This is a genomic window from Enterobacter hormaechei subsp. hoffmannii, from assembly GCF_001729745.1.
GTDB lineage: Bacteria > Pseudomonadota > Gammaproteobacteria > Enterobacterales > Enterobacteriaceae > Enterobacter > Enterobacter intestinihominis.
Genome location: NZ_CP017186.1, coordinates 1,113,988 through 1,127,049, shown reverse-complemented (window position 1 = coordinate 1,127,049; position 13,062 = coordinate 1,113,988). Strand labels below are relative to the sequence as shown.

At 52.8% G+C, this 13,062-nt stretch carries 15 protein-coding genes and 1 tRNA gene; 6 read left to right on the top strand and 10 right to left on the bottom strand.

The features are described from left to right. Positions 1 to 70: 70 nt before the first annotated feature. The 3 genes from yahO to BFV65_RS05245 all read right to left on the bottom strand — a co-directional run bounded on the left by yahO (position 71) and on the right by BFV65_RS05245 (position 1,654). Positions 71 to 346: a DUF1471 family periplasmic protein YahO gene (gene yahO / locus BFV65_RS05255; protein WP_022647318.1), complete on the bottom strand. Its 276-nt coding sequence runs from the start codon at positions 344 to 346 to the stop codon at positions 71 to 73. A 149-nt stretch (positions 347 to 495) separates the two neighbouring features. Further along, complete coding sequence (locus tag BFV65_RS05250) at positions 496 to 1,215, bottom strand: lipopolysaccharide core heptose(II) kinase RfaY (RefSeq protein WP_063146567.1); 720 nt, start codon at positions 1,213 to 1,215, stop codon at positions 496 to 498. Between the two features lie 10 nt (positions 1,216 to 1,225). Then, positions 1,226 to 1,654, bottom strand: coding sequence for a glycine zipper 2TM domain-containing protein (locus BFV65_RS05245; protein ID WP_022647316.1), 429 nt, complete (start codon positions 1,652 to 1,654; stop codon positions 1,226 to 1,228). Between the two features lie 308 nt (positions 1,655 to 1,962). Between BFV65_RS05245 and BFV65_RS05240 the strand changes: the two genes are divergently transcribed. Then, positions 1,963 to 2,253, top strand: a complete 291-nt coding sequence (locus tag BFV65_RS05240) for a hypothetical protein (RefSeq protein WP_022647314.1) — start codon at positions 1,963 to 1,965, stop codon at positions 2,251 to 2,253. A 129-nt stretch (positions 2,254 to 2,382) separates the two neighbouring features. On the opposite strand, the gene BFV65_RS05235 is transcribed toward BFV65_RS05240, so the two are convergent. After that, a tRNA-Arg gene (locus tag BFV65_RS05235) sits at positions 2,383 to 2,459 on the bottom strand. 303 nt (positions 2,460 to 2,762) lie between these two features. Between BFV65_RS05235 and BFV65_RS05230 the strand changes: the two genes are divergently transcribed. The 3 genes from BFV65_RS05230 to fimZ all read left to right on the top strand — a co-directional run bounded on the left by BFV65_RS05230 (position 2,763) and on the right by fimZ (position 5,605). Further along, a complete protein-coding gene (locus tag BFV65_RS05230) occupies positions 2,763 to 3,425 on the top strand; it encodes an EAL domain-containing protein (protein ID WP_063146568.1) in 663 nt (220 codons plus the stop codon). A gap of 24 nt (positions 3,426 to 3,449) precedes the next feature. After that, entirely contained in the window at positions 3,450 to 4,166 is a 717-nt protein-coding gene (locus BFV65_RS05225; protein WP_022647312.1) for a helix-turn-helix domain-containing protein, read from the top strand. 806 nt (positions 4,167 to 4,972) lie between these two features. Next, complete coding sequence (gene fimZ / locus BFV65_RS05220; RefSeq protein WP_022647311.1) at positions 4,973 to 5,605, top strand: fimbria biosynthesis transcriptional regulator FimZ; 633 nt, start codon at positions 4,973 to 4,975, stop codon at positions 5,603 to 5,605. Positions 5,606 to 5,655: 50 nt separating this feature from the next. Here fimZ and sfmF read toward each other — a convergent pair whose 3' ends face one another. From sfmF to fimA, 6 genes are all read right to left on the bottom strand, one after another. Next, positions 5,656 to 6,177 carry a fimbria assembly protein gene (sfmF, locus tag BFV65_RS05215; RefSeq protein WP_023299488.1) on the bottom strand — a complete coding sequence of 174 codons (522 nt, stop codon included), beginning with the start codon at positions 6,175 to 6,177 and terminating at the stop codon, positions 5,656 to 5,658. 9 nt (positions 6,178 to 6,186) lie between these two features. Continuing rightward, the gene (gene fimH / locus BFV65_RS05210; RefSeq protein WP_022647309.1) at positions 6,187 to 7,194 is read right to left on the bottom strand and encodes a type 1 fimbria D-mannose specific adhesin FimH; all 1,008 of its coding nucleotides are present in this window, start codon (positions 7,192 to 7,194) and stop codon (positions 6,187 to 6,189) included. Then, the gene (locus BFV65_RS05205; RefSeq protein ID WP_069596315.1) at positions 7,187 to 9,745 is read right to left on the bottom strand and encodes a fimbrial biogenesis usher protein; all 2,559 of its coding nucleotides are present in this window, start codon (positions 9,743 to 9,745) and stop codon (positions 7,187 to 7,189) included. The genes fimH and BFV65_RS05205 overlap by 8 nt, the downstream gene beginning before the upstream one ends. Before the next feature lie 14 nt (positions 9,746 to 9,759). Then, positions 9,760 to 10,452, bottom strand: a complete 693-nt coding sequence (gene fimC / locus BFV65_RS05200; protein WP_022647307.1) for a type 1 fimbria chaperone FimC — start codon at positions 10,450 to 10,452, stop codon at positions 9,760 to 9,762. Positions 10,453 to 10,486: 34 nt separating this feature from the next. Further along, entirely contained in the window at positions 10,487 to 11,029 is a 543-nt protein-coding gene (gene fimI / locus BFV65_RS05195; RefSeq protein WP_023305613.1) for a type 1 fimbrial protein subunit FimI, read from the bottom strand. Positions 11,030 to 11,098: 69 nt separating this feature from the next. Beyond that, complete coding sequence (fimA, locus tag BFV65_RS05190) at positions 11,099 to 11,662, bottom strand: type 1 fimbrial major subunit FimA (protein ID WP_022647305.1); 564 nt, start codon at positions 11,660 to 11,662, stop codon at positions 11,099 to 11,101. A gap of 310 nt (positions 11,663 to 11,972) precedes the next feature. Between fimA and folD the strand changes: the two genes are divergently transcribed. Both folD and ybcJ read left to right on the top strand, forming a co-directional pair. Further along, a complete protein-coding gene (folD, locus tag BFV65_RS05185) occupies positions 11,973 to 12,839 on the top strand; it encodes a bifunctional methylenetetrahydrofolate dehydrogenase/methenyltetrahydrofolate cyclohydrolase FolD (protein ID WP_022647304.1) in 867 nt (288 codons plus the stop codon). Positions 12,840 to 12,841: 2 nt separating this feature from the next. Next, positions 12,842 to 13,054 carry a ribosome-associated protein YbcJ gene (ybcJ, locus tag BFV65_RS05180; protein ID WP_017694378.1) on the top strand — a complete coding sequence of 71 codons (213 nt, stop codon included), beginning with the start codon at positions 12,842 to 12,844 and terminating at the stop codon, positions 13,052 to 13,054. The last annotated feature ends 8 nt before the right edge of the window (positions 13,055 to 13,062 follow it).

The following is a 13,062-nucleotide window of genomic DNA, read 5'->3' as shown; positions in this document are numbered from 1 at the left end:
AGAGGCTAAAAACGATGTGGGGGAGAAGTATGGCGCACAACCACCCCAGAAAGGGGTGGTTGCTAAAGCATTATTTTTTCTTGTAAATATCGGCGGTGCCGTGAATTTTGTTGTTTGTATTACCGGAAGTCAGCACCAGTACATCAGCACCTTCTTTATCGGCCTTTTCGACCAGCTCTTTTTTCGCATCGTCGACAGAGACTTCGTTAGCCGTGCTCACGGTACCGATTTTTTCGTACTGAGACTCAACTTTTTCGAATTCGTTTTTTGTCATCATTTCAGCCGCAAAGGCGTTGGTGGTAAACAGAAACGCGGTGCCCAACAAAATAGCAGTCGTTTTTTTCATAAACTTTTTCCTTAAGATTAATGAGCAACTACGAAAAGCCCCCACGCGAAACGGTGAGGTGTAATGAGCATGGTAGAGGATTGGCGAAAATGCCATATACCAGGGAAAATTCTTTTATAACAGGCTGTTGTCCTGCATGAATAAAGGGTTTAAGCGGTATTTGAACGCGCCAGATACTTCCTCTGGACGATTTTATGGTGTCGTCTGATCTTTTTTGCGATCAGGCGTTTTTCCCAACGCCGGTGGGATTCAATGGGAATACCAATGCGCAGGCTGGCCGTCACGTTGTCTTCAACAATCCTTTTCGCGTTACAATGCTTCCCGGACAGATCGATGATCCTTATTCCTTTTTCACTCAGGATGAAGTTCCCGCCGTGCGCATCGCCGGAAATGATTTTCAGATTGTGCATTTTCTGCATACTGTGTCGGATTTCACGCTTTATGTCCGGCGTGATCGTGGGAAGAACGCGTAACTCCGGACCGGGGACATACTCAAACAACATGAGCGAGATTTTTGCGAATCTGAAAATCCGGCGTTCAGCCAGGAGATAAAAATCATTCGGGAAGGTATGACCTTGCCTGCCAGCATAGTCGATCCGCTCAATCAAATTTTCGTTGGGGTTGGGCGTAAAAAACGATTTGAAAAATTTTTCTATCCTTTTTTTCCTGGGGGAGTAAATCTTTAATACAAACTGTCCGTAGGGGGTATTCAGTAAAGAGACGTGGGTATGCGGAAGGCTTTTAAATACCATCTGAACGCTGAGTCGTTTTACATTACAGGACAATATATCGCCCAGTATTTCCAGGTATCGTGTATCGTTATTTTTATAACAGACGTGAAAACCACGGTATTTCATTTTTGTAATCATAATAATGTGCTTAGTATGATTTTTCCACGGTGGTATTAGAACCCGTTGTGATGATACGAACTTTGTCGCCAGGGTTAAATGTCAAACCATTATTGTGCTGCACCACCTGAATAGTCTGCCCGGATTGAGTCTTGATAAGTAACTTCACTTCCTGTGCTGCCAGTTCGTTAGACTGCCGGTTATGAGAAGCCGCAGCCCCGGCTGTTGCACCGGCTACCGTCATGGCGGTTTTCCCTTTGCCGTTACCGAACTGGTGACCCACTACGCCACCAATCGTGCCCGCGGTTAAGGTACGCAGCGGGTGATACCCTTCTCGGGTATGCGTAATAATTTGGCTCTGCAGAACCGTGCCATCCTCCACCAGCGATCGGATGCCAGCGTAACTCGCCGGACTGGTGATAGCCAGAAAGCTCAACGCGATGAGTAAATATTTTTTCATTTTAAGCCTTTCTTATACATTGAAGGTGACACTATTCTGCCCGGCGAAAAATCATCTCCTTTAGCTAAATATGCTTTACCAGGCAAATAATTTATTTTTACACAAAACGACCATAAATTTAAAAATAAACAATTTAAAACTGGAAAGGTATATTGGCTTCAATTATCAATAACGTGTTTTCCAGATACATTGTCAGAGTATTTGATTCAGACGAAGCAATATCCATTGCACAATTCTCAATAATTACCAATCATCGTTATTAAAATAATGGTCCCTGTCCATACAGGGAAAACATCAGGAGTTATAGTATGAAAAAAGTCATTCTCGCTCTGGCTTTCACTGCGGCATCATTTTCTGCATTTGCAAATCATCCGGTAGCCCGTGCCACTGCCGTCGCCTCCGCCGATCATCCTGTTGCCGTTGCGGCGGCCACCGGTGAAGGTAACCATCCTGTCGCCCGCACCACGGCGGTGGTATCTGCCGATCACCCTGTCGCCGTCGCAGCCGCAACAGACGGTAGTTATCATCCCGTCGCCCGTGCAACCGTGGTCGCTAACGCTGACCATCCGGTCGCCGCCGCGGCCGTTACAGGGCACTGATGGCGCTCTCCCCCGGCAAGTAAGCTGGGGGAAAAGTCAATGTGTCGTATGACCCTGGAAGGCCAGTTATTAAAGGTAATGAAAACACGATTCAGGCTGGTCAGGAACGGCTGAGTGCCGGAGGGTTAATGGCACGCCCTGTAGGATTCGAACCTACGACCTACGGCTTAGAAGGCCGTTGCTCTATCCAACTGAGCTAAGGGCGCACGGAGAAGAGTGTACTTCGCGGTGGTGAAACGCCTGGAATTATACGGTCAATGCGTAGTGAGTCAATGCCTTTTCCACCTTCTCTGCCGTTAATGACTAGCTGATTGTAAATACGGCTGTTTTTTCAACATTTATCCCTCTTTTACGGGCTGCGAAAAGGCTTAGCCGCTTTTAAGTAACGCCTGCTGTTTTCCTGTTTACTTCCCCTTCACACTGTCCTGCGGTATCCCGGCCGCCTGGAGGCTGGAAATGAACAGGACGACGGAGTGACAGCGCCAGACCAGACAGGTTTCCCCTCGTGCGTGCAGCACATCTCACACGACATTACAGGCATCAAGCTTGAACCCATTGTCGCCCTCTCCTCTTCGCGCACGGTAGGGGCTGAAGTGCTCAGCGTGCTGTCACCGCATCAGCAAAGCGAAGGCTTTTTTCACGACTGGTCCGCTGCTCGGGCGCTTATGCTGCTGGAAGCTCAGATCGCTGCGTTAAAAAAACCCTTTCCCTGCGACAACCTTTTCATAAATTTGCCGATAACCGTTCTGACCATACCGGAAATGTTCCAGCGTTTACTGCAACTTAACAGCCCACCGCTGAACATTGAACTCGTGGAACCTGCTTCCTTCTTTTCTCTCTCAGACCCGGCACGTCTGAGGGTGAGTTGTGCGCTTCAGCAGTTGACGGCGCAAGGACATCGGATCTGGTTGGATGACATTGATGAAGCGTCAGGGCGCGCGTTTTTGTCCTGCCGCATGCCGTTAAGCGGAATAAAAATCGATAAGATCGCTTTCTGGCGTTTACGTGCAACGCCAGCGCTGGCAAACCTGGTCACGCTTTGTTCAAAAATTGCTGAAAATGTACTCATAGAAGGCATTGAAACAGAAACGGACCGTAAGTTTGCGATTCAGGCTGGCGCGCGCTTCGGTCAGGGATATTATTGGCCATCCTGGAGATGGCAGGAGGACTGAACGGTCATCGCCAAGAGGGAAGCTATGCGAATGACAGTACGCCGTTACCGGCGTCGTCGGACAGGAAGTGATTCACCGGGTTCAACGCACTCGCCTTTTGCTCTCCCATTTTTTGATCGTCTCGAATATTTGAGCCAGTCAATCAACCAGACCCGCAAAACCGATGCTCCCTTTATCGTTCTGGTCACACAGGATAACTTTTTCCGTTCCGGTTTTCTGAGCGGGCACTCTCCCCTGAGCAATTGCTGTGACTATTCCACCCTGGAAGCCGCCCTCAGCGATCTGAATCAGTGGCCTTCATCACGTCTGGTGGTAGATGTAGAAAGCCGCGCCTCGCCGCTTATTGACCTGCTGGACCGATTACGACGCCACAGCCTGTTCGCCCCCTACCTGACACCCTACCTGCTCATTCGCGCCGATGATTACGATACACGCCTGTTTTGCAAAGCGGCTGGCCCTTTTCATGTGCTTGAACGGCAACTTACGCCGCGGGCTTTGCAACAAACCTTGCTGGAAGCGCCGTCACCCGCCGGCCACCGGAAAGAGTGGTTTTCACGTGATGAATGGCCGATCCTGCAGGCGCTGTCGCAGGGTAGCACCCTGCGACAGATTGCTCAGTTACAGAACCGCCCCTATAGCCGCATTATTTACCGTCTCAGCTGCATCCTGGCGAAACTTGGGCTGAATCATCGTCATGAGTTGCTACATCTTCTCAACAACCTTTCAGATTTCACGTATTAACGTATTCAGTAACCCCTTAATTCCTAGAGACCTTTAAGAAAATACTTAGGACATATGTTAATTTTTTGTGTTTTTTAACAAAACTTTCGATTTTATAACTATTCCTAATTCTTCACCTTAAACCATGCGAAATGCTGCCTGTACGCTAAACGAGAGTCATTTTATCCATGCGTTAAGTTTCTGACGTTTCCGTTAACAGGATGATAATGGTGTAAAAACAAGCGATTTATCTGTAAATAAAAGCGATGAGAGGTGAAGAAAACAGCAGATAGTGCTGTTTTGACGAAGGGATCATCCTCCTGGCCTGAGGTGTTAGAAATGAGGCAATGACGCGCTAAAGAGCGGACATCAGAGGTAGCGGACAGGCGAAAAGCACTTTGTCACGACCTGCGTATTGTTAACATTTGATCAACATACAGTAAGATCGTTTATTTTTTGTTATTACATAAAGATGAAACTGTGTGGTAAATGCAATATCAGGACATTTTTGCTAATTTTAAAAAGTTAGCGATTCAGATACAGAAGATAATAATCATCAATATATGGACATTAATTTACAGGCTTTTCGGACAATACTTAAACGGTATAATAAGACGTGTTTGACACGCGAATAAGAAAAATCATTTTGCCATAACAGCCTTATGAGATAACTGCGCTCAGGCATTGATATCACCACTACGTAAACAAGGATGCTTTCGCTCTTCCCAGGGATCTACCGTACAAGGATCTGCGTAATTATCCTTCCGGCTTTTCGAGAGTTTTAACAAAACTCAGCATAACGCTTTTAACAATCTGAGGCATAAAAAATGAAACCGGCATCCGTTATCATTATGGACGAACACCCTATCGTCAGAATGTCGATAGAAGTCCTGCTACAGAAAAATAAAAACATCCAGGTCAAACTGAAGTCAGGCGACAGCCACGAAGTGCTTGACTGTATACGCAACCACCCCATCGACCTGGTCATTCTCGATATCGAAATGACAGGCACGGACGGCTTCGTATTATTGAAAAGAATCAGAAACTTAAATAAAGATATTAAGATTCTCTTCCTCTCTTCGAAATCTGAAGCCTTCTACGCAGGGCGCGCCATCCGCGCCGGGGCAAATGGTTTTGTCAGTAAGCGGAAAGATCTGGGGGAAATTTATAACGCGGTGGAAATGATACTGACGGGCTATTCTTTTTTCCCGTCAGAAACATTGAGTTTTATAAACCATATAGGCTCCCGGACAGGCGCCGCTGTGGATATGCCATTATCGAATCGTGAAGTGACGGTTCTGCGATATCTGGCGAACGGATTATCTAATAAGGAGATTGCGGATCAATTATTACTTAGCAACAAAACAATTAGCGCTCATAAGTCTAATATCTTTTCCAAGCTGGGCGTACAAAGTATCGTTGAATTAATTGATTACGCGAAAGCGCACGAATTACTGTAATCCTTCCCTCTCCCTGCAACATATAACCGTTACAGGGAGAGGGGATACGATTAATTATAATTAATCATGAAAGTTGCATCGGCATCAGCCCGGCCCGGCTGCGGGTTATCCGCCGTGGCGATATAATTGGCATAAAACGACAGTTCGGCATTTCCCTGCGCATCCACGGACACCGTCTGGCTGGCCTGCTGCAACGCGAGGCGCGTTTTATCCCGGTCGAGGATCTCCACGGCCACGTTACTGGCCGCGCTGGCATCATTCAGCGCCAGCAGGCTGTTATCATGCCCGTCCATCTTCCCCGTAAATGTGATCGAAGCCGCCCCCGGCGGGCATCCGGTCAGCTTCAGGGTGAACGGTACAGGCTGCGTCCGGCTTCCCGTTGTGCGGAGCTGTTTCGTGGGCCAGGTGCCGAGCGTGACGGTTTTATTGCTGTCGTCCCCCTCCGCCACGCAGGTAAAGTCCACTATATTGCCGTAAAGCTGAATGTTAATTTCCCCAAGCGCCGTCTCTGCGTGCGCAGGGGAGCAAAGCGCAAAGAGCGCGACGGCTAAATACCGCATTCCGTTTCGCATACCTGCTCCTTAGTCATAGTCGACGCGTAAATAGCCGCGAGAGGTAAAACGCCCCTCGGCAGGTTTTTTACCGGTCACGCTGACGGGCCACGCGCGGATCCCCACCTGTGCCTGTGCGCTGTCGTCCAGACGGAACGGGATTTTGCTGGTCAGGTTGTTCGGCGTCAGCGGCACGCCATTACTGTTGGCAATCACAAAACCCACATCCGCGTTATCAGAGACCAGCGTACTGCCTGAAACCTTCTCCGCTTCAACACGCATTGTGAGCATGGCGTTCGCCTCGACGTTGGTGCATTTTATGCCGATGGTTTTGCTTTGCGCTGAGATCCCCTCCGGCTTATTTCCGATGCCCGCTTTACTGAACAGAGAGGCGCCGATGTCTCCGAAATCGAACTCCACCACATTCCCGGCATTAATCTCACAGCTCTGAGGCACCTGAATGGTCCCGCTGTAGCTGATGGTATAAACCGGCGTGGTGAGCGGATCCGTGGAGGTCGTGGTGACGTAAACCCGGAACATGATTGCCCGGGGGATCACCACCATATTGATAAAGCGTCGGGTCACCTTAAGCCGAAAGACGAGGCTGGAATCCTGTACACCAAACGGTTTGTTTTTAGACACGTTCGGATGGCTCCCCATCTGAATGTACTTTCTGGGTGGATAGAACGTGCCAGCGTAGCTGTCGGTGATTTTCATCGCCCCGTCCAGATAGTCGTTTAGCTTCAGATACTGGTAGCCATCGCTGGTGCCTGTGACCGGGAATTCGGTCACATAGCTACGCTTGGTGGTGTTCCCGGACGTTCCCTTAGGGCAGACGGCGTTGACGCCCACCCACTGGGACTTCTCGCTGAGTGTAACAATCTGCCCCACCTGGTTATTGGAGCTGTTGAATTTATCCGTCAGGTCGTAATACACCTCCGTCGGCACGCCATTTTCATTGACGCAGACGGTGGCGAACGCCTCAGATAGCGGCAAAAATGCCAGAAGGGATAGCCCCAGATAATGGATTTTATTCACAGCGGATCCCCTTAAGTGTGATCGCCTGTTGCAGGCTCTGTTCTGGCAGGCTGTAGGGCGCACGACACTGGGACTGCTTCCCGTCTCCCCACTGAATCAGCATTTCCCCGCTCAGCGGCAGCCCGCTCAGGTAAATCTGCCCGTCATCGCCCACCATGCTGGTTACGCCGCTCTGCGTCTCACGCACCACCGCCCCAAACGGCACAGGCTGGTTATCACGCTTCACGGTGAGCAACGCACGCACGCCGATGCGGGTGTCAAAACTGGCGCGCACCAGCGCACCGTTCGTCGGCACGACGCTGGAAACGTTATTTTCAATGTCGGTGTTGTTGCTCATGGTGTTAGTGTCGAGCGCCACGCGGTTGTAACGGTACACCGTGGCGTACGGCATCACCGCATAGCCACGCCAGTCTGTTTTGACGCCGGTCTGGTTTTCGACGCTCACGCCTGACGCGCCCGGCGCTTTGATCAAGACGTTGGTATCGCCCAGCGGCTGACTGAAAGTGATGCCGTCTGAATGCCCTACCACGCCGCCGGAGAGCTGCCAGTTGAGGTCGTGCTGATCCCGCGTGTAGTTGTAGCCCACACCCAGCGTACCGTACGTTGCCTGCCAGTTAGCGCTGGCGCTGCCGCTGGCACCGTTATTGCTGGTGTGACCCTGCGTGACGCTGTAGTTCAGGTTACGATCCTGGAGCAGCGTTCCGCTGATCCCGGTCTGCCAGCTGGTATCACCGTCGCTGTTGCGGCTGGCTGAGGCCGTGGCATAGGCCCGGTCGATCGCGTTATCGCGACGGTAGCCGTGACGGGTGAACAGGCTGAACGGGACGGAGACGTTAAACGAGGCGATCCGGTCAGTTCCTTCAATGCCGACGGCCTTGTTCCATGACCAGGATAAGGCGTAGCTGATCCCGTTCACCCCGCCGGCGTAGCCGAGCTGATACCAGACGTTGGACTCGCTGGTGCCCCAGTAACTTTGCTGGCTGCCCGACACGTACACCGAGCCGTAATCGCCAAGAGACTGGGAGATATTGAGCTGGAAACGTCCTTTTTTATTCAGCGTCAGGTTGTGATAGCTCTGCACGTCCGGCACGCCGTCATCGTCCTGATCGTCGCCATACTGGTAGCCTTCCATTGTGCGCCAGGCCACATCGTCGAGGGTGTAGAAGCCTTTGGTCGAGTAGCGATAGCCCAGCAGCTGGAAGTTGGTGCCGAATCCGTTAAGAGATTTTGCGTACAGGAACCGCAGGGACTGCCCTTCATGGCGGCTGTCATCGGCAAGCTGGCTGCGGGCATGGGTGAGGTCAAGTGACACCGCCCCCCAGTCACCGAGGTTTTTTCCCGCGCCAATGGCGATGGCGGTATAGCGCGAGGCCAGTTGCGTTCCGCCGTACAGCGTGTAGCCGTCGGCAAGACCCGCAATCATCGTACCCTGAGTAAAGAACGGCGTGGCCTGCTCGCTGTTGCCGCTGCGATAGTCCCCTGCCACCAGATCGTATTTCCAGCGTCCTTCACGCTGAAGCAACGGAACGGTGGAATACGGGACGGTGTAGCGCTGCTGGCTGCCGTCCTTCTCTTCCACCGTCACCTCCAGGTCACCGCTTGAGGAGGTCGGGTTAAGGTCAGTTATCGCAAAAGCCCCCGGCTGCACATAGCTCTGGTAAATCACGTATCCGTTCTGGCGGATCACCACTTTGGCAGGGGTGCGGGCGATTCCGCGTACGGTAGGCGCGTAGCCTTGCAGGCTGTCCGGATACATGCTGTCGGACGAATAGAGCCGACCACCGCGAAAACCGACGCTGTCGAAGACATCGTTACCGGTGTTGCTGTCGCCGAGCACCAGCTCGCTTTTTAGCGGAATGACCGTACGCTGCGCCCAGGTGCCAATATTTTGCCAGCTGCTGTGCCGCTGGCCGTTGCTTTCGGTATAACGCCACGCGCCGTTATTGCGTAATCGCCAGGCGCCATAGTTCAACCCGCTTTGCAGGTTCAGATAGTAGCTGTCGTCGTCGCTGCCCCGGTTGCCGGTGAAGCTGTAGTTCAGCAGCGCGGCGGGGATGCCTTCATCCCACTGTTCAGGCGGAATATACCCGCGGGCGCTGTTTTGCATCGCCACCTGAGGCAGACTGACGTTAAGGCGCAACGAGGCGAAGTTGAACGCCGTTTCGCTGCCCGGAATAGCCGTGGTGAGCGGAACGCAGGTCTCGCCCTGCACGTTGCTCAGTTCCGGGAAGGCGGCGATATTGACGCCAAAGCGATCGAGCATCGCGCGCGTAATGCACGGCGACAAACCGCCCGCGACCGGCGGCGTGTTGTCGGCTTGCTCAAACCGCACGTCCTGGGTGCCGATAAACTCATCGTTACGCCAGATATCGACGCGATAGACGCCCGGTGCCTGCTGGTGGCCTTTCTCAAAACGCGACAAATCCGCCACGTTCGCCGCGTCATCGGAGAGAAACGCCGGGTTAAAGTAGCTTTCACCCCAGCCAGCGTGTGGCCAGAGCGTTGCCATCAGTGCCAGCGCAACCGGGCAGTAACGCCATTGAGTGTTCATCGCCCTGTCTCTGCTCACAGGCTGACGCTACGCGCCGGCGTAATGGCACCGTAGTCATTCACACTCTGCCAGGAGAGCGTGCCGCTCGCTGCGGCAGGCAGCACCTGCTGCGCCGAGCTTTTCGGAGCAACCATCAGGTTCTCCAGCGTCTGACCGCCGAGCTTCAGATTGACCAGCGTGACGTAATACGGCGAGGCATTGCTCACCTTAAGATGGTTGCCGACGCGCTCAAAACGCAGCTGTGAGAGCGCCTCTTCCGGCGGCATCGCCAGGTTAGCCGGGCGAACAAACAGCTTGATGCGTGACAGAATGGCCAGTTGCAGGACGTTGTTGCCGTCCTGATGTTTTTTGCTGACGGAGGGAATCGCTTTGACGTTCATGTAAAAGAGTGATTCGCGATCGGCAGGCAGCGCCGGGCCTGCGTAGATAATGCGCAGGGTGTTTTCGCTGGCCGGCTCGCTGACAAACAGCGGCGGCGTGACGGCAAAGGTTTTTTCCTTTTGCCCGTTGGCATTTTCTATCCACGCGTTAATTAAATAGCGCTCTTGTTTATTGCTGTTGGTGATCGCCAGCGACGTTTGTTTTGCATCGGCCGGATAAATAACGCGCGTCGCGCCCAGCGCAATTCCGCCGGATGCATTCGCGCTGGCAGAAACCATCATCAAAATAAAAGTTAAAAACAGTCCAGGTTTAATCAGGGTGTTCATCACAACCGTACCTTTAATAATTAGTTCGCAGGCGTCAGGGATAAATCAACGTAAACCAGACATTCGACTGAATAGTGCCTGGTACAAGGTGTTCGGAAATAGCCCGGTAGCGGGCGCTGAAATGAAATACCAGCTCGCGGGTGTTAATGGGTAACCAGCTCACTGCCGTCGCGTTCGGGATGATCTGACGTTGCTGTTCGTCAAAAAGCGCCAGTCCGACACCGCTGCTGACCGCATTTTCCCCCGGCCGCGATGTCGCCAGGAAAACCTGCGGGTCTTCTGCCGGTGTCACTCCCTGGAACTGGATCCCCACGGTGCGGGAGACGTCCACGCTGCAATCCAGCAGACGTACGGTGAAAGGCACATTAACCGTGGAAAAGCTGCCGACGCCGGAAAAGGCGTTTGTGCGGTATTGCCCCATATCCACGCGCATATTCTGGCTGTCCGGGGCCACGGCGCAGCCGCCGTTAACCAGCTCTCCCCTGAGGTGTACTTTGCCGCCGTCTATGACAACGGTATGTGCGTTTACTGCTGAGGCAATCGCAAGGGCACACAGCAGTATCCCAGTCCTTGTCATCCTTCGCTCCCGGTATAGGCGATCAAAAGACCTCTTCCCTGAGGCCAGCCACATCCCTGTACTCAGGCATTACTCGTATTTCATTACGAATGTTGCGTCCGCGTTTGCCTGGCCTGGCGCGGTGGTCGCCGCCGTGGCTTTATAGCGCGCGGTGAAGTTCAGGGTGTTAGTCCCTTCAATCAGGTTCTGCGCCGCAGAGAAGGTGGCGCCGTCCGGGGTCAGCGTGGAGGATTTGCTGTCGAGGATCTCAATGCCTACGCCCTTCGCGGAGTTGTCGTTGTTACCGGAGCTTACCGCCAGCAGCGTTTTGTCGGTGGCGTCGATCTGGCCGGTAAACGCGACAGCAGCGGTTTTCGCTACCGCAGGATCGCAGTCGTTCAGTTCGATGGTGAAGGGAATATTGGAGGTGGTGTCACCCACTTTAGTGAATTTCGCGGTACGGTACTGGCCGAGATTAACCGTCTGCTCTGAAGAGTCAGTATTCACTGAACACGCGGCATTCACTAATTCACCTTTAAAATGCACCGTACCACCGTTTACAGATACAGGTGCTACCGGATCTTCTGCGTGAGCGGCACCCGCGACCAGGGCCAGAGTTGCAATAACAGTAGAAGCAATGTTGCTGAGTTTCATGTCTATTCCTTTAAAATGTAAATAACCCTTCCCGCGCATATTCGGGAATAAGAAATACGTTCAATTAAAAAATTGAAGGCTTATTTCGGAGAGGACAAAGTAGCTCAGGAATCTATTTTGTAATATGTCAAAACGCTGCCATTTTGCCAGGTCACATCCTAATCGCCTCTAAGAAATTGACCATGCCCTGAGAAGGGGTTTTGCGGGCCATCGATGAAATCTCGTAAAGGGTGACTGACAGCGGCGCTCGCTTCTGACAAAATACAGGTAATCCCCCCTTTCTAACGTTACAGACGGAATCTTCTCTCTGATGGCAGCAAAGATTATTGACGGTAAAACGATTGCGCAGCAGGTGCGCTCTGAGGTTGCGGAAAAAGTGAAGGCGCGTATAGCCGCCGGAAAACGCGCCCCAGGGCTGGCCGTTGTGCTGGTTGGCAGCAACCCGGCTTCGCAAATTTATGTCGGCAGCAAACGCAAAGCGTGTGAAGAGGTGGGGTTCGTCTCCCGCTCTTACGATCTGCCGGAAACCACCAGCGAAGCAGAACTGCTGGAACTGATTGACACCCTGAATGCCGATAAAGAGATCGACGGCATTCTGGTTCAGCTGCCGCTGCCTGCGGGCATCGACAACGTGAAGGTGCTGGAGCGTATCGCGCCGGACAAAGACGTTGACGGTTTCCATCCGTATAACGTGGGCCGCCTGTGCCAGCGCGCGCCGCGCCTGCGTCCGTGCACCCCGCGCGGCATCGTGACGCTGCTGGAGCGTTATAACATCGACACCTATGGCCTGAACGCCGTGGTGATTGGCGCCTCCAACATCGTGGGCCGCCCGATGAGCATGGAGCTGCTGCTGGCGGGCTGCACCACCACCGTCACCCACCGCTTCACCAAAAACCTGCGTCATCACGTCGAAAACGCCGATCTGCTGATCGTTGCGGTCGGCAAGCCGGGCTTTATTCCGGGCGAGTGGATCAAAGAGGGCGCAATCGTCGTGGACGTGGGTATTAACCGTCTGGAAAACGGCAAAGTGGTTGGCGACGTGGTGTATGAAGATGCCGCAGCGCGAGCCTCCTATATTACTCCGGTCCCGGGCGGCGTAGGCCCGATGACGGTCGCAACACTGATTCAGAATACCTTGCAGGCGTGCGAGGAGTATCACGACGTAGAGGACGCGTAATCATGGCAACTTTTTCTTTAGGTAAACATCCGCACGTTGAGCTGTGCGATCTGCTGAAGCTGGAAGGCTGGAGCGAAAGCGGTGCGCAGGCGAAAATCGTCATCGCCGACGGGCAGGTAAAAGTAGACGGCGCGGTGGAAACCCGCAAGCGCTGCAAAATTGTCGCGGGCCAGACCGTGAGCTTTGCAGGTCAGAGCGTGACCGTGACGGCCTGAGCTGTCTG